Origin of the sequence: Nocardioides sp., assembly GCF_025965415.1 — a bacterium.
In the GTDB taxonomy this organism is placed as follows: Bacteria; Actinomycetota; Actinomycetes; order Propionibacteriales; family Nocardioidaceae; genus Nocardioides.
In genome coordinates, this window is the sequence record NZ_JAOPWY010000122.1 from 1 (window position 1) to 23,492 (window position 23,492).

A 23,492-nucleotide genomic window follows, 5' to 3' on the forward strand; every position below is an offset into this window, starting at 1 on the left:
GGCGTCGCCGCCGGCACGCAGCGCCACGATCGCGCGGTCGGCGTCGCCCAGCCGCAGCGCCTCGGCGAGCTCGCCGATCTCGGCGCCGTAGCGGTGGGCCGTCGTGAGGGCCGCGACGGGACTGTCGCCGCGGTGCTCGTAGCCGCGGACCAGGTCGGTCAGCACCGCTCCCGCATCGACGGAGCTCAGCTGGTCGGGGTCGCCCACCAGCACCAGGCGCGCCTCGGGGCGCACCGCCTCGAGGAGCCGGGCCATCATCGTGAGCGACACCATCGAGGCCTCGTCGACGACGACCAGGTCGTGGGGGAGGCGGTTGCCGCGGTGGTGGCGGAAGCGCGTGCTGTTGCCGGGGTGCTGGCGCAGCAGCCGGTGCATCGTCATCGCCGTGACGTCGGCCAGCCGGTCGCTGTCGGCACCGCCGAAGCGTGCCGCGGAGCCGCGCACCGACTGCTCGAGGCGGGCCGCGGCCTTGCCGGTCGGGGCGGCGAGCGCGATGCGCAGGGTCTCGCCCCGTGCCTCGGCCTGCTCGCGCAGGGCGACCAGCAGGCCCGCGACCGCGGTCGTCTTGCCGGTGCCGGGCCCACCCGTGATGACCGTCGTGGCCTGGGTGGCGGCCCGGTGGCAGGCGGCCCGCTGCTCGGAGGAGTCGGCGTCGGGGAACACGCGGGTGAGGGACGCCTGGAGCAGGGACTCGTCGACGCCATGGACCGACCGGCCCCGCTCGCGCAGGTCGTCGAGGACCTGGGTCTCCTGCTCGTGGTAGCGGTCGAGGTAGACCAGGCCGTGCTCGAGGTGCACCACGCCCGCGGCGACGAGCGCGCTCGCCGAGACGGCACGCGTCCACGCCTGCGGCTCGGGCCACGGGAGGTCGAGGTCGGGCAGCGACCCGGGCACGGCGGCCACGTCGAGGCACACCGACCCGTGGCGCACGGCCCGGACGGCGAGCGCCGCCGCCAGCAGGACAGTCTCGTCGGCCTCGCCGACCAGGCGGCCGAGGGTGCTCGCGACATGGACGTCGGCCGAGGTCAGCACGCCGGCGGCGTTGAAGTGGCCCAGGAGCCCGCCGGCGGACAGGGCCAGGTCGCGGTCGTGGGTGTCGACCGGCTCGAAGAGCTCGCTCATGCGGGGTCCCTGCGGCGTTGTTCGGAGGAGCGGAGCGGGGGAGAAGAAGGTCGTGGGGCGTGGGGCACCACCCCGTCGAGCAGGTCGGACAGCTCCAGCACGAGCGACACGGGCGGGCGCCACGAGAACACCCCGCACGGCATCCCGTCCACCACCGGCGTCGCGGGGCCGCACATGCCACGGAGGTAGAGGTAGAGCACGCCGCCGAGGTGGGTGGCCGGGTCGTACGCCGGCAGCCGCCAGCGCAGGAAGCGGTGCAGGACCACGGTGTAGAGGAGCGCCTGCAGCGGATAGTCGGAGTGGGCCATCGCCTCGTCGAGCATCTCGGGCCGGTAGTCGTGGGCGGTCAACGGCTGGTCGATCGGCCCCAGCCAGTTGGTCTTGTAGTCGACCGTCAGGAACCGCTGCCCGCCGTCGACGTCGAGGCGGAGCACGACGTCGATCGACCCGGTGAGGTAGCCCCGCAGCGACTGGGCGGCGAGCTCGGGGTCGCCGTCGAGCGCGTCGGCGTAGACCCGGACCGCGTCTCCCTCGGGCAGGTGCCGGCGCAGCAGCGGCGCGAGGTCGCCGAGGCGTACGTCGACGGGCGCGGCCACGGTGTCGCCCCCGGCGAGCGGCACCTCGAAGTCGAGCTCGCGCAGCCGGTCGGGCAGGCCGAGCGAGAGCAGCGTCCGGTTGTCGGCGAGCGGCCCGAGCGGGCTGTCGCACACCGCGACGAGTGCGTCGGCGAGCTCGCCGGGGTCGAGGTCGACCGGCCACCAGACCAGCTGCTCGTCGATCAGGCGCAACAGCTCGGCGCGGAAGTCGTCGACCGCCGGGTCGGCGTGCTCCAGCACCGCATGGACCAGCGACCCGAAGGTGGCGCCGACCGGCAGGGTGGCCATCGGGGACGGCACGGAGGCGACGACGGCGACCGAGGCGCCGTCGATATCGAGGTCGTCGACGCTCACCTCGGAGTCCTCGTCGGGCACCACCTCGGGCTCGGACAGCGCACCGGCCGCGTGCGCGGCGCTCGCGGCGGAGAGCGAGGAGTACGACGTCCGTCGCCAGCTCGTGTCGACCTCGCGGGTGAACGCCCGCACCCGGAGGTCCTCGGTGGACCTCTCGAGCGGCGTCGGGTCGGGCGGGGTCAGCGTGGCGAGCTCGACGCTCGGGCCGCCCGCCTCCTCCCAGGCGGCGAGGATGGCCATCAGGCGGTCCTCCTCGACGACCGGCATGCTGTCGGGCACGGGGGCCATGCCGGGGCGGCGGCCGAAGAGCATCCGGTGCAGCGGCGAGTCGGGCGTGTTGCGCTCAGCCGCGGCGTACCACGCGACGACCTGCGACTGCGCCCGCGTCATGGCGACGTAGAGCAGGCGCAGCGACTCGCCGGCGTCCTCGCGCCAGTGGCGGCGTACGGCCTCGCGGTGGAACGCGCTCGCCCCGCCGACGTCGCGGCACCGCCGTCCCTCGTCGTCGTGGAAGAGCGGGACCGCCGGCTCGCGGCCGGTGAAGCGGTTCCAGAGGGTGGGGAGGTAGACGACGGGGTATTGCAGGCCCTTGCTGCCGTGGATGGTGACGAGCTGGACCGCCTCGGCGTCGGAGTCGAGGCGCCGGGTGCGCTCGGAGGCGACCTCGAGCTTGTCGTCGGCGACCTGCTCGCGCAGCCAGGCCAGCAGGCCGACCAGGCCGAGCCGCTCCTCGGTGGACACCCGCAGCAGCGACTCCCCGATGTGGCGCAGGTCGGTGAGCGTGCGCTCACCGCCGACACGGGCCAGCACCCGCGCGGTCAGGCCCTCGACCGCGGTCACCTCGACCACCGCCGCCACCCCGCGCTGGGTGAACACGTCGGCGAGGGTGCGGATCCGGCCGGCGAGGTCGTCGGTGAGCTCGTCGCCGCCGGTGTCGAGCGACGCGGCGGTGTGGCCGAAGAACGAGGTGAGGGAGGCCGCCCGCACTCGGTCGGCGCGATGCGGCTGCTCCATCGCCTCGAGCAGCGTGAGCCACTCGGCGGCCGCCGGTGTGTGGAAGACCGAGCCGCCGGCGTTGACCACCGAGGGCACGCCGACGTCCGCGAGGGCGAGCTGCACCGCCTCGAGCTCGTTGCGGCGCGCGGCCAGGACGGCGATGTCGCCGGGCTTGAGCGGCCGCCCGTCGAAGGTCGGTGCCGACTCGATGAGCCGCTTGATGTCGTGGGCGGTGTCGGTGATGACGTGGTCGCGCCACAGGGCGACCGGCGGCTTGGACCGTGGCCCCTTGCCGAGCTCGGTCCGCCGCACCACCCGCAGGCGGAAGGGCGCACCGGCGCCGACGAGCCGCGACTCCTCCAGGTGGGCCTCCACCGGGTGCACGACGATGCGCTCCTCGCCCAGCTGGGCGCCCTGCAGGACGGCGTGGACCGACCGGAGCAGGGGGCGGTCGGAGCGCCAGTTGACGCCGAGCGTCTGGGTCGTGGTGGCGGTGTCGGCCGCCTGGAGGTAGGTGACGATGTCGCCACCACGGAAGGCGTAGATCGCCTGCTTGGGGTCGCCGATCAGCACCATCGTGGTCGACTCGCCGAACGCCCGCTCGAACACTTGCCACTGCACGGGGTCGGTGTCCTGGAACTCGTCGATCAGCACGAACTTCCACCGGTGCTGCATCCGCCGGCGTGCGGCCGCGGTGGTGTCCTCCAGCGCGTCGGCGAGCTGGCTGAGCAGGTCGTCGTAGCTCAGCACGCCCAGGCGCCGCTTGCGCCGCTCCACCTCCTCGAGCACGTCGCAGGCGAACCGCACCCGCATGGCGGCCGTCGAGTCGGGGGAGTCGGCCAGCACGGTGGCCGGCTCGACGCGGGCCCGCGGGTCTCCGATGACCGACCGCGCCAGCTCGAGCGCGGCGGCCCGGGTCCACGGCGGCTTCTCCTCGCGCCCGAAGTCGCGGAGGTAGAGGTCGTCCACCGTCTCGGACGTCAGCTGCTCGAGGTCCTCGACCAGCGTGGCCGAGGCGTCGGTGTCACCGGCCACGCCCAGGCTGCGCAGCACGAGCTGGCAGAACTGGTGGATGGTGGCGATGGTCGCGGCGTCGAAGGAGACGAGCGCGTCGGTGAGCCGCGCCAGGCGCTCGCCGCGCTCCGGAGCGGGCGCGTCGAGCAGCCAGTCGTGGAGCCGGTTGGCGGGGTCGCGGAGCGTCGGGTCGCCGAACAGCTGGACCGCCTCGTCGAGCTGGCGGCGTACGCGCTCGCGCAGCTCCTGGCTCGCGGCGCGGGTGAAGGTGACGACCAGCATCTCGTCGAGACTCACCGCGCCGAGGGCGACGTGCTTGGTGACGAGGGCGGCGATGGTCCAGGTCTTGCCGGTGCCCGCGCTGGCCTCGAGCAGGGTGGTGCCGGGCGACAGGTCGGCGGCGATGTCGAAGGTGTCCACGCTCAGAGCCCCCGGATCTGCTCGTGGCCGCCGTCGATGAGCGGGCTCCACAGCCGCCAGGCGTAGTGGCCGAGGCGGTGGGGGCCGTCCTCGCCGGGACGCGCCGGCGAGGCCAGGAGGGTGTAGTCGGCGTGCTCGCCGAAGGCCCGCACGTGCCAGGCGTCGGCGTCCTCCTTGGGGAAGCCGGAGTCGTTGAAGCGCGGTGTCTCCCACTCGGCGCGGCCCTTGACGTCGGGGTCGCCGTCGCTGCCCGCCCGCACGCGGCGCAGCTCCTCGGCCCAGGCCAGCGACGTCCGCACCGGCAGCGGGAGCGGCTCGCACTGGCCGGCGTCGTAGAGGGCGACGAGGTCGCGCAGCCACTCCTCGGCCTGGTGCTGGGCCAGCGGGCCGATCAGCTGGACCTGCCCGCCGGAGCGGTGCTTGCCGATGGTGTGCACGGTCCAGTTCTCGTCGGGGAGGCCGGCGGCCAGGGCGAGCGCGTCGATCCAGGCGGCCAGCCGGTGCTTGGCGCCGAGGTTGGAGAAGGACACCGACACCGCGTTGTTGCCCCAGACGTCGCCCACGGTGCCGGAGAGTCGTCGGTCCCCGCCGAGGTCGATGTCGACGTCGAGACTGCGCTGGGGACCGCGGCGCAGCTCGAGGGCGCGGATCACGAGTGGGCGGACGACCGTGATGATCTCGTCGAGGACCCCCTTGCCGAGCGGACCCGGCGGCAGCTGCCCGCTGACCTTGAGGGCCTCTCCGACCGCGAGCGCGTCGGCCCCGCCGAGCACCTCGGACGCCAGCCGGTCGCCGACCGCCCACTTCTCCAGCGCGTCGAGGGTGATGGGGATGGCGTCCTTGACCTCGCCGGCGTCGTAGGGGCGGGCGATCCGCAGCCGTCGGAAGAAGCCGCGGACCGGGTGGGCGAAGAAGTCGTGCAGGTCGGCCAGCGAGACGTCCTTCGGGGACGCGTCGACCACCGGCAGCGGGGCGGGCACCAGCACGCCCACCGGCTCGCGATCGGCGCGGGCCGCACTCGCGCCGGCCAGGGCGAACCGGTCGAAGGTGAAGGCGCCCTCCTCGCGCAGCCGCCCGGCCACGAAGTTGGCCTCGTCGAAGGGCTGCAGGGGGTGCTGGGTCAGGACGTGCTCGCGCACCGGCTGCGCCGTCGTACGGTCGAGGGCGTCGAGCAGCTCGCCGAGCGGCACGGCCGGCGGACGCTCGGCACCGGTGTGCTCGCCGCGGCCGGTGTAGGTGATGACCAGCTTGTTGGTCGCCGCCGCGATCGCGTCGAGGAACAGCTGCCGGTCCTCGGCGCGCAGGTCACGCTCGCCGGTGCGGGGGCGCCGCGCCAGCACGTCGTCGCCGTCGACCGTCGAGACCCGCGGGAAGACGCCGTCGTCGAGCCCGACCAGGCAGACCACCCGGTGCGGCACGGAGCGCATCGGCACCATCGTGCAGACGGTCAGCGTGCCGGTGCGGAAGTTGGCGCGGGTGGGTCGGCCGCGGAGCCGTTGCTGCAGGAGGGCGCGTACGTCGGCCTGGCGCAGCAGCGTGCCCGCGTCGCCGGCGCCGGCGGCGATCCGCGCCACCTCCCGGTCGAACTGCGCCACCTGCCAGATCTCGGTCAGCGGCGTCGACGTCAGGCGGTGGACCGCGTCGGCCACGGCGGTCGTCCAGTCGGTGACGGTCGTGGCGCCCTCGGCGCTCACGACGAACGTGTGCACCCGCTCGATGAACTCCGCGAAGCGGCCGACCAGCTCCAGGTCGCCGTCGCTGACGTCGTCGACCGGGACGGTGCCCGAGACCTGGCGGTGGTCGAGCCCCGACATGGCCGCTCCGAGCAGCACCCGGCGCAGGCCGGTGACCCAGGTGTTGGCGTCGAGGCCGCCCAGCCCGAACGTGGAGCGGTGGCGGGCGTCGTAGCCCCAGCGCACCCCGCTGACGTCGACCCAGTGCGCGATCCGCTCGAGCTCCTCGTCGGCGAACCCGAAGCGGGCGCGCACCGGGTCGGCCCCGGCCACGTCGAGCACCTGGCTCGCGGTCATCCGGCCGCGGACCAGCTCGACGAGCTGGGCGGCCAGTGCGAGCAGGGGGTTGGTCGCGGCGAGCGAGCGGTCGGCCAGCCGCACGCGGAGCCGGTGTCCGGGGTGTCCGGCACCCTCGCCCGCGACGTCGGCCATGCCGAAGGCCGCGGAGATGAGCGGCGCGTAGGTCTCGATGTCAGGGCACATCACCAGGATGTCGCGCGGCTCGAGGGTCGGGTCGTCCTGGAGCAGCCCCACCAGGACCTCGCGCAGCACGTCGACCTGCCGGGCCGCGCCGTGGCAGGCGTGGACCTGCACCGAGTCGTCACGCTCGTCGGCGCCTGTGCGCCCGGAGCGCTCGTCGACGCTCGGCGCGTGGTTGGCGCGGAGGTCGTGCTGGAGCCAGCCCAGCAGCGTCGCGGGGGCGGGGGGAGTCGCCGCCGCCGGGCTGGTGGGGAGGTCGCCGAGCGTGCGGCGCAGCTCGCGGGCGTCGCGACCGAGCGAGCTGAGGAGCGGGTGGCCGACGAGGGCGGCGGACGTGTCGTCCGCGCGCGGCACCTGACCCTCCCGCGCGGTCGGGGCGAGGGCGGTCCAGAGCGCGGTCGAGGCCTGCGGCAGCCACAGGTGCACGTCGCGCAGCTCGCCCAGCGCCGTCAGGAGCGAGACCTCGGTCTCCGGCAGCCGGGTGTGCCCGAAGAGCGAGAGCCGTGTCGGGAGGTCGAGGTCGTCGCCGCCTGCCCGCAGCCGGGCCACGGTCTCCGCGTGTCGTACGTCGGGGGGCGGGACGTCCACGACGTCGAGCAGGCGCCGCCAGAGCTCGGCCTGCCAGCGCAGGTCGGCGTCGAGGTCGCCGCCGGCGCCGTCGGACGCGTGGCCTGCGCGCCACTCGGTGAGGAGGGCGGGCCGCTGGACGGCGTACGACGAGAACAGCCCCGCGAGCCGGCGCGCGACGGCGTAGCGCCGGGCCGAGCGGTCGTCGTCGGGGCGGCCACCGCCGAGGTGGGTGGTGAGGTCCTCGAAGCCCGGCGCACCCATCACGTCGTCGATGACGGTGAGCAGCGGCCACGCGAGCCGGTCGGGGCTCCACGGGTCCTCGGCGTCGCGGTCGAGCAGCAGGGACACCAGCGAGTGGGGGGTCACGAAGTCGACGCCGGCGCACACCCCGTCGCCGCCGCGGGAGCCGACGCCCAGGCGGTGGGAGAGGCGCTGGGTGAGCCAGCGCTCGACGCCGCGGGCGGGCACGACCACGACCTCGCGGGCGAACGGATCGGGCAGCGGGGTGACCAGCAGCTCGGCCAGGCCGTCGGCCAGCGCGTCGGTGCGCTCGGCGGTGTGCAGGTGCAGGGTCACGGCGCCCACCCTATGAGCGCACACCGACAGGCCCGGACGGTCTGGCCCCTGCGGCCCGCGTCGGTGAGGATCGACCCCGTGGACTACGCGTGGTGGGGACCGGGGCTGCCGGTGGTCGGGCTGTCCGCCTTCGCCCTCGCCCGGCTCGCGGCGTCATGAGGAGGAGGTCGCTCGTCGCGCTCGCCGCGCTCGCCGCGCTCGCCGCCGGGCTGCTCGGCGCGTGCGACGAGCCCGAGCCCGATCCGCTCACCGTCTCCTGGACCGAGCGGCCGCTGCCGACACCCGATGGCGCACCCGGGCGCAGCGTCGTGCGCGACGCCGTCCAGTGCGGCGACGGGTGGTGGGTGGTCGGCGCGGTCTTCCTCGACGAGCCGACCGAGACCCGCGACACCCGGCCCGCGGCGTGGTTCTCGACGGACCGCGAGTCCTGGACGTCGGTCGCCGTCGAGACCAGCACCTATTGGGGACGCCGCGCGATCCTCAACTCGATCGCCTGCTCCCGAGGCCGGATCGCCGCGGTCGGCGCTCGCTCGGGAGGCGCGCACGGCAACCCGCGCGTCACGTCGTTCCGCCTCGACGGGGAGACGCTCGCGGACGTGCCGGCCACGTTCATCCAGTACGGCGGTGTCACCGCCACCAACGTCGGGCCGATCGCCGGCGGCCCGACGGGCTGGCTGATCACCGGCAACCGCACCTCGGGCCCGGGGGTCTGGTTCACCGACGACCCGCGGGAGTTCACGCGCGTCGAGGCGGAGCCGGGGCTCACCGACGACGGCGACCTCGACTCGCTCGCGCAGGGTGCGGGCTGGTCGGGCGAGGAGTGGGTGGTCGTCGGCGCCGGCGCCCGGTCGGGACGCCACCTCGACCAGGACCCCCTGGCCTGGACGTCGGAGGACGGGCTCGGGTGGTCGCCGGAGGACATGCCGGCCGCGGACGGCGCGCAGGACGTGCACAGGGTCGCCGTCCTCGACGACGGACGCCTGCTGGCCGTGGGCCGGAGCGGGGACCGCTTCGCGGCCTGGACCAGGGACGGGGACGGCTGGCACGACCCCGTGACGTTCGGCGCCATCGCGGAGTCATGGCGCGGGGCGCCGTACGTCGCCTCGCTGGCGTCGACGCCGGTGGGTGCGCTCGCCACGGTGAGCACGGGCGACCACTACGAGCTGTGGCAGACCGACGACGGCCGCACATGGCAACAGGTTGGCGTACCCCTCGAACCGCCGACCGCCGGCGACCACAGCTTGATGGCGGTCGCCGGCGATGAGCTGCTCCTCGTCGCCGATGCCGGCGACGGAGGGCACGTCTGGGTGGGGCAGGTCAGTCCTTGAAGACGTCCTTGACCTTCTCGCCGGCCTGCTTGAGGTTGGCGCCCATCTGGTCGCCCTTGCCCTCGGCCTCGAGCTCGTCGTCGCCGGTCGCCTTGCCGGTGGCCTCCTTGGCCTTGCCCGAGAGCTCCTCGCCCTTGTTGCTGATCTTGTCGTCGAGACCCATCGTCATTCCTCCTGTGAGGTCGGTGCAGGACCGGGATGGTCCACCACCGAACGTGCCACGCCCGTGGTCCCCACAGGACACCCGTGCGGGTGGTGCGGCCGCGACGGCGGTCAGGACTCGAGGTGGCGGGGCTGGTCCGAGACGGGTGCGGCCCGCAGCTGCTGCTGGCGCGGTCCGGGCCGCGGGCTCGGGTGCTCGACCTCTTCCGCGCGGGTCGCGTCCATCCGCCAGATGACGAAGCATCCGACGATGGCGACGATGATCGCCACGGTGCCGATCGGCGCGGGCCTGCAGGCGGCCATCGACTCCGTGACGCGACGCCACCGCCAGCCGCCTCCCGCGTCGTCCACGCCGCCCTGTCCGGCCAGTTCCCCGAGCTGCGGACCCGCCGGCTGAGTCGTCGCGCGCTCACCGCCGCGTCGTACGCCGTGGAGGACGAGGCACTGGCGCGCGCCGACCGGCCGGTCGTGCTCGGCACCTTCCAGGAGGGCCACCGCTATGCCGGCTCGCGGCACGCTGGGACGAGCTCGCCAGGACGGCGTCGTGGGCCGCGGTCGTGGCCGACTTCGACGACGAGCTGCCCGCTGACGTCGCGGCGCTGCCGGCCCGGTGCCAGCTCCCCGAGGGCTCGCCCCTGCGCCGCGAGTGGACCGTGGTGACCGTCAGCGCGACCCGGGCCGCCGTGGTCTCGGCGTGGGAGGTGCCGTCGCGACCGGGCGACGACCCGGTCTACGAGTCGGTGATCAGCACCCACCGCCCGGCCGTCGACCAGATGTGGTTGCGCGCCCTGGCGCGGCTCGACCCACCCGTGTGAGCGCCCCGGCGGTCAGTGGTGGCGCAGGGCCTCGATGAGCTCGTCCTTCGTCATCGACGACCTGCCGTCGATGTCCAGCTCCGCGGCGCGGTGGCGCAGCTCCTCGACGGTGCGATCCGGGTAGTCCTCGGCCTCGCCGCCCCGCTCGCCGACGGCCGAGCGACCCTGGGCGGCCGAGGCGTTGGCGATGCGGGCCGCCTTCTCCTTGCTCGCGCCCTCGTCCCGCAGGGCCTCGTAGACCTCGGCGTCCTTCACGGACGGGCCGGGATCGCGCTTCTTCTTCTCAGCCATGCCCGCCACGGTGCCACCGCGCACCTCCCGGTTGCTCACCCAGGAGGGGGTGCGCCGGTCCGGGTGGCTGAGTAGCGTCCGTGGGATGGCCGACGACGAGCGCGACGAGACCCCTGAGGAGCGTGCCGACCGCAACTGGAACGACCTCCTCCAGGAGCTGCGCGTCAGCCAGACGGGCGTCCAGCTGCTGGCGGGGTTCCTGGCCACGCTGCCGTTCCAGTCGCGGTTCACGGACCTCGACGCGTTCCAGCGCGCCTGGTACGTCGGCCTCCTGGGCCTGGCGTTCGTCACCGTCGGGGTGACCCTCGCCCCGGTGGCGATCCACCGACGGGTGTTCCGCGACGGGGTGAAGGAGGAGCTCGTCCAGGCCGGGCACCGCCTCACCTCGGCCGCGCTGATGATGATCGGCGTGCTACTGGGCGGGATCACGTTCCTGGTCGTCGACGTGGTCTACGACCGGGCGGCGGCCGTGGGGGCGGCGGTCGCCTCGGTGGTCGTCCTGGCCGGTCTCCTGGTGGTGCTGCCCGCCCGGGTGGCCCCGCGGTAGCCGGCTCAGCCCTGCTGGCGGTCCAGGCAGGTGCGCAGCTGCTCCACGGTCTTGCGGGCGAGGACGGGCAGGTAGGCGGCGACCACGGGCGAGGCCAGCTTCGCGGCCCCGGAGAAGGTCATGTCGGCCCGGTAGGTGACCTCGGAGCCGCGGCCCGACGCCCGGATCTCGAAGAGGTCGTGACCCTCGAACTGCTCGTTGGTGCCGCGCAGGTGCACGCGCGTCGGCGGGGCGAGCTCGGCGGTCGTGTAGGTCAGCTCGGTCTCGCGACCGAGGAACTTCGACACGTTGCGGTAGGTCGTGCCGACCCCGCCGTCGCCGCTGGTCCGCTCGCACGCCTGGGTGCCCGGGTCCCAGTCCTCGGCGTGGGTGAAGTCAGCGAGGTAGGCGTAGGCGGCGTCGGGGGTGGCGGTCGTGGTGAAGGTGCGGGAGACGGAGGGCATCGCCTCACGCTAGCCAGAGGCCCCACGGACGGGGACACCCCAACGGGTCGGCCCCCAGACTCCCGCTCCCCGACCACCTGCACCCCGACTCGGCCACGCACGCCCTCATCGGAGAGCGGTTAGCGGCGCTGGGGGACTGGTAGGCGTCGCCGACCGCCTCGGATCGCCACTGGTCCAGACACCTCTACGCCGGTTCCCCGCCTGAGGCGAAACCTTTCGGTAACAAACTGGCAACGGCTCGGCCCGGCGCTGGACGTGATGGCCGTCACTTCATATGTTGTGCCGAACAACATATGCACGACGACTGGTGGAGCATCCTTGGTCGGCGTGCGATGAAATCGCTAGGAGGCGGTTCGTGTGAAGCGGAAGCACAGTTTTGTCCTGGTCCCCCTGCTCGGCCTTTCGATGGCACTGACCGCGTGCGGCGGTGACGACAGCAGCGGCTCGGACGACAGCGGCACCGGCAGCGACAGCGGCAGCAGCGAGGCGGTCGGCAAGGTCGGCGTCATCCTCCCCGACACCGAGTCCTCGGTGCGCTGGGAGAGCGCGGACCGTCCGGCCCTCGAGGCGGCCTTCAAGGAGGCCGGCGTCGAGTACGACATCCAGAACGCCGAGGGCGACGCCGAGCGGATGACCCAGATCGCCGACACCATGATCGGCAACGGCGTCACCGTCCTGGCCATCGTCAACCTCGACTCCGAGTCGGGTGCCGCGATCCAGGAGAAGGCCCAGTCGCAGGGCGTGGCCACCATCGACTACGACCGCCTCACCCTCGGTGGCTCGGCGGAGTACTACGTCTCCTTCGACAACACCGTCGTCGGCGAGCTCCAGGGCCAGGGCCTCGCGGACTGCCTCGGGGACAAGGACGCCAACATCGTCTACCTCAACGGTTCGCCCACCGACAACAACGCGACGCTCTTCGCCGAGGGTGCGCACAGCGTCCTCGACGGCATGAGCAACTACAAGGTCGTCGGCGAGCAGGCCGTCCCGGACTGGGACAACGAGGAGGCCGCCACGATCTTCCAGCAGCTCTACACCGCTGCTGACGGCAAGGTCGACGGCGTGCTCGCGGCCAACGACGGTCTCGGCGGTGCTGCGATCAGCATCCTCGAGGGCGCCGGCCAGGCCGGCAAGGTCCCGGTCACCGGCCAGGACGCCACCGTCGAGGGCCTGCAGAACGTCCTCGCCGGCACCCAGTGCATGACGGTCTACAAGTCCGCCACGAAGGAGGCCGGCGCGCTGGCCGACGTGGCCATCGCGCTCGCCAACGGCGACGAGGCCGACGTCACCGGCACCACGGTCGACTCCTCGGACGACAGCGAGGTCCCCTCGATCCTGCTCGAGCCGCAGGCCATCACCAAGGACAACGTCGGCGACGTGATCGACGACGGTGGCCAGAAGGCAGCCGACGTGTGCACCGGCAAGTTCGCCGACCTGTGCACCGAGGCCGGGATCTCCTGATCCCCTGACGCACACACCGCGGAACGACGCCCGGGCCGCACACCTCGGCCCGGGCGTCGTTACCGTGACTCGCACAACAAATTCTGCCGATCGGAGTAGGACACATGGAACCGCTGCTCGAGCTTCGCGGGGTCAACAAGAGCTTCGGCGTGGTGCACGTCCTGCACGACGTCGACTTCGCCGTCTACCCCGGGCAGGTCACCGCCCTGGTCGGCGACAACGGCGCCGGCAAGTCGACGCTCGTCAAGATCATCGCCGGCATCTACGGCCGCGACAGCGGTGACTTCTACTTCGACGGCCAGCAGGTCGACGTCCACGGCCCCCGTGACGTCGCCGCGCTCGGCGTCGAGGTCGTCTACCAGGACCTCGCGCTGTGCGACAACCTCGACATCGTCGAGAACATGTTCCTCGGCCGCGAGGAGACCTCGCGCTTCGGGCTGGACGAGATCACCATGGAGACGCGTGCTCGCGAGACCCTCGCGTCCCTCTCGGTGCGCACCGTGAAGTCCGTGCGCCAGAGCGTCGCCAGCCTCTCCGGCGGCCAGCGGCAGACCGTGGCCATCGCCAAGGCGGTCCTGTGGAACTCCAAGGTCGTCCTCCTCGACGAGCCCACCGCCGCGCTCGGCGTCGCGCAGACGCGGCAGGTCCTCGACCTCGTGCGCAGGCTCGCCGACCGCGGCCTCGGCGTCGTGCTGATCTCCCACAACATGGGTGACGTGTTCGAGGTCGCCGACCGGATCACCGCCCTCTACCTCGGCCGGGTGGCCGCCGACGTGCCGGCCAAGGACGTCACGCACAGCCAGGTCGTCGAGCTCATCACCGCCGGACGCTCCGGGAACCTCGGCATCGCCGAGAACCCCGCGACCGCGACCGTCTGACCAGGACCGGAGACCTCACCATGACTGTCGACCCCGCCACCCAGTCCAGCCCCGCTCCGGCCTCGTCCGCGAGCGGCTTCGACAACGACAACCGCCAGGCCCACAGCATCGGCGACTCGGCCCGTGACTACGTCAACCGCCTGCGCGGCGGCGACATGGGCTCGCTGCCCGCGATCCTCGGCCTGATCTTCCTCTTCGTCGTCTTCGCCTCGCTCAACGACCGGTTCCTCACGACGTACAACATGGCCAACCTGGTCGTGCAGGCCGGCTCGATCATCGTGCTGGCGATGGGCATCGTCTTCGTCCTGCTGCTCGGCGAGATCGACCTGTCGGCCGGCGTCGCAGGCGGTGCCTCCGCGACGATCATCGCGCTGATGCTCATCGACTACGACTGGACGTGGTGGCTCGCCACGCTCGCCGGCGTCGCCGTCGGTGCGGTCATCGGCCTCGCGATCGGCGCGCTGGTCTCCTTCCTGGGGATCCCGTCGTTCGTCGTCACCCTCGCCTTCTTCCTCGCCCTGCAGGCGGTCCCCCTGAAGCTCATCGGCCCGGGCGGCTCGCTCCGCTTCAACGACCCGGTGCTGCGCGGGCTCTCGATCAAGAACGTGCCGGTCACCGCCGGCTGGATCGCCGCGGTGCTGATCGTGCTCGGCTTCGCGGCGCTCTCGCTCTGGCGCTACCGCTCGCTCTCCGCCAAGGGCCTGGTCCACCAGCCCATCGGCCTCGTCGCGATCCGCATCGCCGTCCTCGCGGGGATCGTGCTCGGCCTGACGGCGCTGCTGAGCGCCAACCGCGCGCCCAACCCCAACCTCTTCAACATCAGCGGCATCCCGTGGGTCGCGCCGGTCGTCATCGCGCTGCTGCTCTTCTGGACCTTCATCCTGACCAAGACCCGCTTCGGCCGGCACCTCTACGCCGTCGGCGGCAACGCCGAGGCCGCGCGCCGCGCCGGCATCAACGTGCGCCGGGTCCGGATCATGGCGTTCGTGATCTGCTCGGGCATGGCGGCGATCAGCGGCCTGCTGGCCGCGTCGTACACCGGCAAGGTCTCCCCGGGCTCCGGTGGCGGCAACGAGCTGCTGTACGCCGTCGGCGCGGCCGTCATCGGCGGCACCAGCCTCTTCGGCGGTCGCGGCCGGGCGATCGACGCGGTGGTCGGTGGCCTGGTGATCGCGACGATCCCCAACGGCCTCGGCCTGCTCAACCAGGCGAGCTACATCAACTTCCTCGTCACCGGTGGCGTGCTGCTGCTCGCCGCGAGCGTGGACGCGATCTCGCGTCGCCGTCGCTCCTCGGCCGGCGTCTAGGTCGAGCTCATGAGCCCGCAGCGGCGCTCGGGCCTCGGCACCAACCAGGAGGCCATCCGGCGCCACAACCTCGGGACGCTGCTGCGGCACGTCCACGGGGCCGGCCAGATCTCCCGGGCCGAGCTGACCAGCCTGATGGGGCTCAACCGGAGCACGATCGCGGGGCTCGTCGGCGAGCTGGAGTCGCTCGGCATCTCGGAGCACGCCACGCCGCTCGAGGGGTCCCGCCAGGGCGCGGGACGGCCCTCGGCGGGGGTGCGGATCTCGGACAACGGGCCCTACGTCATCGCTGTCGACCTCGGCGTGGACCGGGCGGTCGTGGCCCGCATCGGGCTGGGCGGCCGGGTGCTCCAGCGGGCCCAGGCGCCCGTGCACAGCCAGGGTGAGGCCTGGCAGGTCGGGGCGTCCGTCGCCGCACTGATCCGCACCGTCGTCGAGGACGCGCCGCCCGCGGCCCCCCTCGTCGGCATCGGGATCAGCGTCCCCGGCCTGGTGCGCCGCAGCGACGGCCTGATCCGGCTCGCCCCCAACCTCGAGTGGCACGACGTCTCCTTCGGCGGCATCGTGCTGGCCGCGCTCGGCCTCGACGTGCCCGTGTCCCTCGCCAACGACGCCGACCTGGGCGCCTTGTCCGAGCACACCCGCGGGGCGGGGGTGGGCGTCGACGAGCTCATCTACGTCTCCGGCAACGTCGGCGTCGGCGCCGGGGTCATCACGGGCGGGCACCGGCTCGAGGGGGCCGGTGGCTACGCCGGCGAGATCGGGCACCTGCGCTTCAACCCCGACGGCCGCCCCTGCCACTGCGGCAACCGCGGCTGCTGGGAGACCGAGGTCGGCGCCCACGCCATCGCGCAGGCGATCGCGTGCCCGCCGGACAAGGTGGCCCAGCTCGACGAGGTCCTCGACGGCTTCGACAAGCCGTCGCCCGCGCTGCGCGCCACCGGCACCGCACTGGGCCAGGGCCTGGCGAGCATCGTCAACCTCTTCAACCCGCAGGTGGTCGTCCTCGGCGGCTACTTCCGCTCGCTCTACACGCTGGTGGGCGCCGAGGTGAACGCCGGACTGGCCGACCGCGCGCTGCCCGCGCCCCTGGAGTCGGTGACCCTCTCGCTGCCGGGCCTCGGCTCGGACTCGCCCCTGCTCGGGGCCGCGGAGATCGCGCTGGAGCCGCTCTTCGTCGACCCGGTCGCCGCGCTCGGCACGGCCCTGGTCGACGTACGCGCCCGGCTCGCCGGCTGAGGAGCCGGATGCACCGGCTCAGGCGGTGAGGTCGCGCTCGCCGGCGAACACCGGGCCGAAGGACTGCTCCGCGGCGCCGAGTGCGGCAGCCTGGATGCCGAGCGTGCTGGGCCGCAGCTCCGGACGCACCTGCACGGCCGACGCGAGGCGCTCGTCGAGCGTGCGGCGGGCCGGCTCCAGCACGAGGTCGCCGAGCGGCGCGAAGTAGCCGCCGAGCACGACCACCTCGGGGTCGAGGACGCTGCTCAGCATCGCGATGCCGAGGCCCACGTCGCGACCCACACGGTCGAGACCGGCCCGGACGCCGGCGTCGGTGCGGGCTCGCTCCGCCACCGCCTCCGCGGTCCGCAGCGGGGTGTCGAGCTCCGTCATGCCGACGGCGGCGAGCATCGGGTGGAGGCCGATGGACGCCTCCCAGCACCCGCGGCGCCCGCACCCGCAGAGGGCGGTGGAGTCGCCCACCGGCATGTGCCCCACCTCGCCGGCGAAGCCCGCACCGCCGCGCATCACCTCGCCGTCCTGCACGATGCCGGCACCGATGCCGACGGTCCCGGTGAGGTAGAGCGCGTGGGCGGCACCGGTCGCGGCGCCGTGGTGCGACTCGGCGTACGCCGCGCAGTTGGCGTCGTTGCTGACCTCGATGCGCTGGTCGGGGACCAGCGATCCGAGCGCGTCGGCCACCTCCGCCCAGGTCACGTGCAGGTTGGGCGCCCAGGCCACGGTGCGGTTGTCGCCGCGCACCAGCCCCGGCACCGCCAGCGTCGCACCGACCAGGGTGCAACCGGCACCGACGTGGTCGGCCAGCGCGGTGCGTGCCAGCTCCCGGAGGTCGTCGCTCGTGCCGCCCGGGCGGCTGGAGCTCGAGACGACCCGGCCGGCCAGGTCGAGGACGACGGCCGAGACGTAGTCGACGTTGAGCTCCAGGCCCAGCGCGACGAAGCGCTCGCCCCGCAGCACGACCGGTCGTCCCGGCCGGCCGCGGACGCCCGGCCGCGACCCCTCCTCGGCGACCGCTCCCGCCGCCTCGAGGTCCGCGACGATCACACCGACGGTGGCCTTGGCCAGGCCGGTGTGCTTGGCCAGCTCGGCCCGGGTCGACGGGCCGAGCCGGCGCAGGGCGCGGAGCACGGCGCCGGTGTTGGCGCGCCGCAGCCCCTCCGTGCCCGCGGTGGGGCGCTGCACGGTCAGCGGACGCCGTACAGGTGCTCGAGGGCCAGCTGGTCGAGCAGCTCGAAGCCGCCGCCGCGGACGGCCAGCGCCTCGGGGTCGGGCAGCTCGGCCTCGAGCAGGCCCTTCCACCCCTCGTCCGCCCCGACGGTGGGGAGGGCGAGCTCGGGGACCTTCGCGGCCTCCATCGCGGCCTGCACCTCGGGGTCGGCGCGGAAGGCCTTCACCTTCTCGCGCAGGACGAGGTAGTTGCGCATGTTGGCCGCGGCCGAGACCCACACGCCGTCCTCGTCCTCGGTGCGGGCCGGCTTGAAGTCGAAGTGGACCGGGCCGTCGTAGCCGCCGGCGAGCAGCGCGTCGACCACCCAGAAGGCGCCGCGCACGTTGCCGGCACCGAAGCGCAGGTCCTGGTCGTACTTCGGCCCGTTCTGGCCGTTGAGGTCGATGTGGAAGAGCTTGCCGGCCCACATCGCCTGGGCGTAGCCCGCGGCGGCGTTCATGCCGGCCATCTCCTCGTGCCCGATCTCCGGGTTCACGCCGACCAGCTCGGGGCGCTCGAGCTGCTCGATGAAGGCCAGCGCGTGGCCGATCGTCGGGAGCAGGATGTCGCCGCGGGGCTCGTTGGGCTTGGGCTCGATCGCGAAGCGCAGGTCGTAGCCCTGCTCGGTGACGTAGTCGCCGAGGACGTCGAAGGCCTCCTTCATCCGGTCCAGCGCGACGCGCGTGTCCTGCGAGGCGCCGTACTCCGCACCCTCGCGGCCACCCCACGCGACGTAGACCTTGGCGCCGAGCTCGGCGGCGAGGTCGATGTTGCGCATCACCTTGCGCAGGGCGAAGCGGCGGATGTCGCGGTCGTTGTTGGTGAAGCCGCCGGACTTGAAGACCGGGTGGCTGAAGAGGTTGGTGGTCGCGGTGGTGACCACGAGACCCGTGTCGTCGAGCCCCTGCTTGAAGCGGGCGATGATCTGGTCGCGGGTCGCGTCGTCGCTGCCGAAGGGGATCACGTCGTCGTCGTGGAAGTTGACGCCGTACGCCCCGAGCCCGGCGAGCTTCTCCAGCGCGTGCACGGTGTCCATGTGCGGACGCGTGGGGCCGCCGAAGGGGTCGACGCCCTGCCAGCCGACGGTCCAGAGGCCGAAGGAGAACTTGTCCTCGGGGGTGGGGGTGGGGATCTCGGTGCTCATGAGGTGCCTTCCGGGTTGCTGAGGTTCGTGGTCGTGTTCGCGGTCGTGTTCGTGGTCGTGCTCGTGGTCCAGGGGGCGGTGCGCTCGCGCAGGTCGGCGTAGACCTCGCGGACGTGGGGCGTCGGCTCGGCCTCCAGGACGGTGGTCTCGGGGGCGGGCCAGGTCGGCGGCGCGTCCGTCCCGGCCAGCGCCCAGGCGGCCTGCCGCGCCGCGCCGAGGGCGACGTACTCGCCGGCCGGGGGCAGCACCACCGGGCAGCCGAGCACGGCCGGGGCGAGGGCGCGCAGCGCGGCGCTCTTCGTCGCGCCGCCCACCATCAGCACGCGGTGCGGCTGCACGCCGGTGGCCGCGACCAGGCGGTCGACGGCGTCCGCGAGCGAGCAGAGCAGCGCCTCGTACGCCGCCCGCGCGAGGTCCGCGCGGGTCGTGGCGGGCCGCAGCCCGGTCCAGGTGCCGACGGCGTCTGGCCGGTTGGGGGTGCGCTCGCCGCCGTAGTAGGGGAGGAGGGTGACGCCGCCGGCGCCGGGCGCCGACTCGAGCGCCAGGGCGGCGAGCCCGTCGTGGTCCACGCCGAGCCACCGGGCCTGGAGGTCGAGGATTCCGGCCGCGTTCATCGTGGTGACCATGGGCAGGAAGCCACCGCTCGCGTCGGCGAAGCCGGTCACCACTCCGGTGCCGTCGGCCACCGGCGTCGTGCTCACGGCCGAGGCGACGCCGGACGTGCCGACCGACACCAGCACGTCGCCCGGCTCGAGGGCCATGCCCAGGGCGGCGCCCATGTTGTCGCCGGTGCCGCCGGCGAGGACGGCACCCCGCGCGGTCTCGGCGCCGACGGCGCCCGGGGCGACGACGCGGGGCAGCTCGGCGGCCCGGCCCAGCGCCTGCTCGAGGAGGTCGGGGCGCCACCGGCTCTCGGCCGTGGCGAAGTAGCCGGTGCCGGAGGCGTCTCCGCGGTCGGTGAAGGGACCGGTCCCGTCGGCGGCCAGGTGGAGCGAGACGTAGTCGTGGGGGAGCAGCACGCGGTGGACCCGCGCGGCGTGCTCGGGCTCGTGGTCGCGCAGCCAGCGCAGCTTGGCCGAGGTGAAGGACGCGACCAGGACGCTGCCGATCGCGTCGGCACAGGCCTGCGGCCCGCCCATCTCGTCGATGAGGTCGCGGGCCGACCCGGCCGAGCGGGTGTCGTTCCAGAGCAGGGCGTCGCGCACCGGGGCGGCGTCCTCGTCGAGCGCGACCATGCCGTGCTGCTGACCCCCGACGGAGACGGCGTCCGCTCGCTCGAGCAGGCCGTCCGTCGCGGTGTCGACCGCCTCCAGCCAGGCCCGCGGGTCGACCTCGGTGCCCGGCGGATGGGGTGCGGTGCGAGTCTCCACGACCCGCCCGTCGGCCGCGTCGACCAGGAGGGCCTTGGTGGACTGGGTGGAGGAGTCGATGCCGAGGACGAGAGCCACGTCACTATTAAGTACGAGACTCAAACTAATGTCAAGGCGGGTCTGGCCCGCACCTCTGCAAGGCCCGGGTCCGCAAGGATGGGGCAGTGATCGACCCCGACGTCTTCGGACGCATGCCCGACGGCCGCGACGTGCGGCTGCTCACCATCGGCGCGGCCCCCGGCCCGATGGTGGAGGTGCTGACCCTCGGCGCCGCGGTGCACCGACTGCACGTGACCGGTGGCGACGGCGTGCGCCGCAACGTCGTGCTCGGCCACCCCGACGTCGCCGAGCGGCTCGCCAGCACCGACTACGTCGGCGGCGTGATCGGCCGCTACGCCAACCGCATCGCCGGGGGCCGCTTCCCGCTCGAGGGGCGGGAGGTCCGGGTGGCGACGCACGACCGCGGCAACAGCCTGCACGGCGGGCCCGACGGGTTCGACGTACGCCTCTGGGACGTCGTCGAGCACGGACCGGACGACGTGGTGCTCACGATGACCAGCCCCGACGGCGACCAGGGCTTCCCCGGCACGGTGACCGCGACCGTCCGCTACCGCGTCGAGGGCGACACCGTGGCCGCCATCATGGAGGCGACCACGGACGCCACCACGGTCGTCAACCTCACCCACCACGCCTACCTCCACCTCGGGGGCGAGGGGACGGGCACCGTCGACGACCACCTCCTGCAGGTCGAGGCCGACGCGTTCACCCCCGTCGACGCGACGGGCATCCCGGAGGGCGACCACGCACCGGTGGCGGGCACGCCCTTCGACCTCCGCGAGCCGACCCGGATCGGTCCCCGCATCCGGTCGGACCACCCCCAGGTCGTCGCGGCGCACGGCATCGACCACAACTTCGTGCTGCGGGGGACGGGCCTGCGCCGGGCCGCGGTGCTGGTCTCGGAGGAGGCACGCACGAGCCTCGAGCTGTGGACCGACCAGCCCGGACTGCAGGTCTACACGGCGAACGTCCTCGACGGCACCCGGCGATCCACCACCGGCGGGTGCTACCGCCAGGGCGACGGCATCGCCCTCGAGCCGCAGCTCTTCCCGGACTCGCCGAACCGTCCCGACTGGCCCTCGGCGGTGCTCCACCCGGGGTCGTCCTACGTCTCGGTCCTCGAGTGGCGGTTCGGTCGGCCCTAGAGTCGGTCCATGGCTCGCTACGGCGCTCAGTTCGGTCCCGACATCACGTTCCTCGGGGTGCCGCCCTGTGACCTCGACGACGCGTCGACGTACGACGGTGCCGACGTGGTCGTGATCGGTGCGCCGTTCGACGGCGGCACCTCCCACCGACCGGGCACCCGGTTCGGGCCGCAGGCGATCCGGATGACCGACTACCTCCCGCACGACGGCTCGCGGCCCTCGTTGGCGCTGCGCACCGACGGGCTGCAGGACCTGCGCGTGGTCGACGCCGGCGACGTCGAGATGCCGCCGGGTGACATCGAGAGGGCGCTCGGCGTGCTCGAGGCCGCCGTCGAGAAGGTCGCCCGGGTCGGCGCGATCCCGGTCGTGCTCGGCGGCGACCACTCGATCGCGTTCCCCGACGCCAAGGGCGTCGCCAACGTGCTGGGCCACGGTCGCGTCTCGATGATCCACTTCGACGCGCACGCCGACACCGGCGACATCGAGTTCGGCTCGCTGTGGGGGCACGGCCAGCCGATGCGCCGGCTGATCGAGTCGGGTGCCCTGCGCGGCGACCGCTTCCTCCAGGTCGGGCTGCGCGGCTACTGGCCCGGCCCCGAGACCCTCGACTGGATGGCCGCGGAGAGGATGCGGTCCTACGAGATGACCGAGATCGTCCACCAGGGGCTCACCGCGTGCCTCACCGAGGCCTTCGCCATCGCCACCGACGAGTGCGAGGGCGTGTTCCTCTCCGTGGACATCGACGTCTGCGACCCGGGCCACGCACCCGGCACCGGCACCCCGGAGCCGGGAGGCCTGTCCGCGCGCGAGCTTCTCGACGCCGTACGCCGGATCTGCCTCGAGCTGCCGGTCGTCGGCATCGACGTCGTCGAGGTGAGCCCGCCCTACGACCACGCCGACATCACTGCGGCGCTCGCCAACCGCGTGGTCCTCGAGGCGCTGTCCGCCATCGCCCGCAAGCGGCAGGACGAGCGCGACGGCACGACCTGGGATCCCTCGCGGCCCCTGCTGGACCGGTAGGGCGGGAACGCCCGACGCCCCCCACGCGCCGGCGTTCCCGGGGCCTGCGCTCCAGACCAGTTTGACCTCGGGACGGGTCGGGAGCAGCATCGAAAGACGGTCATCTGGGATTTCGACCGGGCGCGCGACAGCCACTCGGCCGCGAGACAACAGCGGAGGGATCATGACGCGTCGTCGCTTCACCGCGCTCGCCACAGCTCTGGCGATCGCGTTCGTGCTGCCGGGCTTCCACGTGCAGGCGCAGGCACCATCCAGGACGGCTCCGGTCGTCACCGTGCTCAACGACTCGGCCCTCAGCGGCCTCGGGTCGGGCAGCGCGATCGGACCCGACGGCGCGCTCTACGTGACCAACGGGACCAAGGGCACGCTCGTCCGGGTCGATCCGACGACCGGCTCGGCCAAGGTGGTCGGACGGGGCCTGCCCCGCAAGTTCATCGACATCGGCGGTGCGATGGATGTCGCCTTCATCGGCGATCGTGCCTACGTGATGGTCATCCTGGCGGGGGTCGCCGTCGGAGGGCCCGACGATGTCATGGGCATCTACCGCCTGAAGCGGGACGGCACGTTCTCCGTCTTCGCCGATCTCGGCACGTGGTCGACCAACCACCCGCCGAAGGACCCCGACTGGTTCGTGGCGCAAGGCGTCCAGTACTCGATGGACGTGTGGCGCAAGGGCTTCGTGGTCGCCGACGCGCACCTGGCCCGGGTGATCCGGGTCAATGCGCGCGGACGGATCAGCGAGCTGACGGCGTTCAGCAGCACCGACCGCGTGCCCACCGGGCTCGAGGTGGCCGACGGCAGGGTCCTCCTGGCAACGGCGGGGCCGATCCCCCACCTCCCGTCCACCTCCAAGATCAACCGGGTGCGACCCGACGGCTCGGTGAAGGTCATCGGCACGTGGGGCAAGGACTACACGGGCAACCGCGGCCTGATCGTCGACGTCGAGCACGACCAGGGCCGGCTGTACGGCCTGCTGCAGGGCCACTGGAACCTGGAACCGACCGAGGAGAACGAAGGATTTCCGGCTGCTCCGTACACGGGCGAGATCGTCGTCGTCCAGCCGGACGGCACCTTCCGGACCGTGGTGAGGCGCCTGGACCGGCCCACGTCGCTGGAGCTCGTCGACGGAGTGGGCTACGTGGTCACGTTCGCGGGGAAGATCCTGCGGGTCGACCAGCACTGAGTCGCTCTGCTGGGGGCGGATCTGCCGCCGGTGG

The 23,492-nt window shown here is 73.4% G+C and carries 21 protein-coding genes; 11 read left to right on the forward strand and 10 right to left on the reverse strand.

Annotation, left to right across the window (positions count from 1 at the left end):
* From JWN97_RS13090 to recC, 3 genes are all read right to left on the reverse strand, one after another.
* On the reverse strand, positions 1 to 1,122 hold a 1,122-nt coding region (locus JWN97_RS13090), incomplete at its 3' end, for an AAA family ATPase (protein ID WP_297623218.1).
* Complete coding sequence (locus tag JWN97_RS13095) at positions 1,119 to 4,502, reverse strand: UvrD-helicase domain-containing protein (protein WP_297623220.1); 3,384 nt, start codon at positions 4,500 to 4,502, stop codon at positions 1,119 to 1,121. The genes JWN97_RS13095 and JWN97_RS13090, both read right to left, overlap by 4 nt.
* A 2-nt stretch (positions 4,503 to 4,504) precedes the next feature.
* Positions 4,505 to 7,861 (reverse strand): exodeoxyribonuclease V subunit gamma, encoded by a 3,357-nt coding sequence (gene recC / locus JWN97_RS13100; RefSeq protein ID WP_297623222.1) that lies wholly within the window; start codon positions 7,859 to 7,861, stop codon positions 4,505 to 4,507.
* A gap of 12 nt (positions 7,862 to 7,873) precedes the next feature.
* On the opposite strand from recC, the gene JWN97_RS13105 reads away from it, so the two are divergent.
* Both JWN97_RS13105 and JWN97_RS13110 read left to right on the forward strand, forming a co-directional pair.
* Entirely contained in the window at positions 7,874 to 8,020 is a 147-nt protein-coding gene (locus tag JWN97_RS13105) for a hypothetical protein (protein ID WP_297623224.1), read from the forward strand.
* Positions 8,017 to 9,189 (forward strand): hypothetical protein, encoded by a 1,173-nt coding sequence (locus JWN97_RS13110; RefSeq protein WP_297623226.1) that lies wholly within the window; start codon positions 8,017 to 8,019, stop codon positions 9,187 to 9,189. The genes JWN97_RS13105 and JWN97_RS13110 overlap by 4 nt, the downstream gene beginning before the upstream one ends.
* On the opposite strand, the gene JWN97_RS13115 is transcribed toward JWN97_RS13110, so the two are convergent.
* Both JWN97_RS13115 and JWN97_RS13120 read right to left on the reverse strand, forming a co-directional pair.
* Complete coding sequence (locus JWN97_RS13115; protein ID WP_297623228.1) at positions 9,179 to 9,352, reverse strand: CsbD family protein; 174 nt, start codon at positions 9,350 to 9,352, stop codon at positions 9,179 to 9,181. The genes JWN97_RS13110 and JWN97_RS13115 overlap by 11 nt on opposite strands.
* Positions 9,353 to 9,462: 110 nt before the next feature.
* The gene (locus JWN97_RS13120) at positions 9,463 to 9,846 is read right to left on the reverse strand and encodes a hypothetical protein (RefSeq protein WP_297623230.1); all 384 of its coding nucleotides are present in this window, start codon (positions 9,844 to 9,846) and stop codon (positions 9,463 to 9,465) included.
* A 62-nt stretch (positions 9,847 to 9,908) separates the two neighbouring features.
* Between JWN97_RS13120 and JWN97_RS13125 the strand changes: the two genes are divergently transcribed.
* Positions 9,909 to 10,166 carry a hypothetical protein gene (locus JWN97_RS13125; RefSeq protein ID WP_297623232.1) on the forward strand — a complete coding sequence of 86 codons (258 nt, stop codon included), beginning with the start codon at positions 9,909 to 9,911 and terminating at the stop codon, positions 10,164 to 10,166.
* A 12-nt stretch (positions 10,167 to 10,178) separates the two neighbouring features.
* Here the strand turns inward: JWN97_RS13125 and JWN97_RS13130 are convergent, their stop codons facing one another.
* On the reverse strand, positions 10,179 to 10,457 hold the full coding sequence (locus tag JWN97_RS13130; protein ID WP_297623234.1) for a Rho termination factor N-terminal domain-containing protein: 279 nt from the start codon (positions 10,455 to 10,457) through the stop codon (positions 10,179 to 10,181).
* 85 nt (positions 10,458 to 10,542) lie between these two features.
* On the opposite strand from JWN97_RS13130, the gene JWN97_RS13135 reads away from it, so the two are divergent.
* Positions 10,543 to 11,004 carry a DUF6328 family protein gene (locus JWN97_RS13135; protein WP_297623236.1) on the forward strand — a complete coding sequence of 154 codons (462 nt, stop codon included), beginning with the start codon at positions 10,543 to 10,545 and terminating at the stop codon, positions 11,002 to 11,004.
* A gap of 5 nt (positions 11,005 to 11,009) precedes the next feature.
* Here JWN97_RS13135 and JWN97_RS13140 read toward each other — a convergent pair whose 3' ends face one another.
* Positions 11,010 to 11,447, reverse strand: coding sequence for an SRPBCC family protein (locus JWN97_RS13140; RefSeq protein WP_297623239.1), 438 nt, complete (start codon positions 11,445 to 11,447; stop codon positions 11,010 to 11,012).
* Between the two features lie 357 nt (positions 11,448 to 11,804).
* On the opposite strand from JWN97_RS13140, the gene JWN97_RS13145 reads away from it, so the two are divergent.
* The 4 genes from JWN97_RS13145 to JWN97_RS13160 all read left to right on the forward strand — a co-directional run bounded on the left by JWN97_RS13145 (position 11,805) and on the right by JWN97_RS13160 (position 16,332).
* The gene (locus JWN97_RS13145; protein WP_297623241.1) at positions 11,805 to 12,908 is read left to right on the forward strand and encodes a substrate-binding domain-containing protein; all 1,104 of its coding nucleotides are present in this window, start codon (positions 11,805 to 11,807) and stop codon (positions 12,906 to 12,908) included.
* Positions 12,909 to 13,012: 104 nt separating this feature from the next.
* Positions 13,013 to 13,786 carry an ATP-binding cassette domain-containing protein gene (locus JWN97_RS13150; RefSeq protein ID WP_297623243.1) on the forward strand — a complete coding sequence of 258 codons (774 nt, stop codon included), beginning with the start codon at positions 13,013 to 13,015 and terminating at the stop codon, positions 13,784 to 13,786.
* A gap of 20 nt (positions 13,787 to 13,806) precedes the next feature.
* Positions 13,807 to 15,093, forward strand: a complete 1,287-nt coding sequence (locus JWN97_RS13155) for an ABC transporter permease (protein WP_297623245.1) — start codon at positions 13,807 to 13,809, stop codon at positions 15,091 to 15,093.
* A 9-nt stretch (positions 15,094 to 15,102) separates the two neighbouring features.
* Positions 15,103 to 16,332, forward strand: a complete 1,230-nt coding sequence (locus JWN97_RS13160) for an ROK family protein (RefSeq protein ID WP_297623247.1) — start codon at positions 15,103 to 15,105, stop codon at positions 16,330 to 16,332.
* Between the two features lie 18 nt (positions 16,333 to 16,350).
* On the opposite strand, the gene JWN97_RS13165 is transcribed toward JWN97_RS13160, so the two are convergent.
* Genes JWN97_RS13165 through xylB form a run of 3 tightly spaced genes read right to left on the reverse strand, consistent with a single transcriptional unit; the run spans position 16,351 to position 20,131 of the window.
* Entirely contained in the window at positions 16,351 to 17,514 is a 1,164-nt protein-coding gene (locus tag JWN97_RS13165; RefSeq protein WP_297623249.1) for an ROK family transcriptional regulator, read from the reverse strand.
* Positions 17,515 to 17,516: 2 nt separating this feature from the next.
* Positions 17,517 to 18,683 (reverse strand): xylose isomerase, encoded by a 1,167-nt coding sequence (gene xylA / locus JWN97_RS13170; protein WP_297623251.1) that lies wholly within the window; start codon positions 18,681 to 18,683, stop codon positions 17,517 to 17,519.
* A complete protein-coding gene (xylB, locus tag JWN97_RS13175; protein ID WP_297623253.1) occupies positions 18,680 to 20,131 on the reverse strand; it encodes a xylulokinase in 1,452 nt (483 codons plus the stop codon). Before xylB ends, xylA begins: the two co-directional genes overlap by 4 nt.
* 86 nt (positions 20,132 to 20,217) lie before the next feature.
* On the opposite strand from xylB, the gene JWN97_RS13180 reads away from it, so the two are divergent.
* The 3 genes from JWN97_RS13180 to JWN97_RS13190 all read left to right on the forward strand — a co-directional run bounded on the left by JWN97_RS13180 (position 20,218) and on the right by JWN97_RS13190 (position 23,458).
* A complete protein-coding gene (locus tag JWN97_RS13180; protein ID WP_297623255.1) occupies positions 20,218 to 21,255 on the forward strand; it encodes an aldose epimerase family protein in 1,038 nt (345 codons plus the stop codon).
* A gap of 9 nt (positions 21,256 to 21,264) precedes the next feature.
* Positions 21,265 to 22,275: an agmatinase gene (speB, locus tag JWN97_RS13185; protein WP_297623257.1), complete on the forward strand. Its 1,011-nt coding sequence runs from the start codon at positions 21,265 to 21,267 to the stop codon at positions 22,273 to 22,275.
* A 163-nt stretch (positions 22,276 to 22,438) separates the two neighbouring features.
* The gene (locus JWN97_RS13190; protein WP_297623259.1) at positions 22,439 to 23,458 is read left to right on the forward strand and encodes a hypothetical protein; all 1,020 of its coding nucleotides are present in this window, start codon (positions 22,439 to 22,441) and stop codon (positions 23,456 to 23,458) included.
* Positions 23,459 to 23,492: the final 34 nt, after the last annotated feature.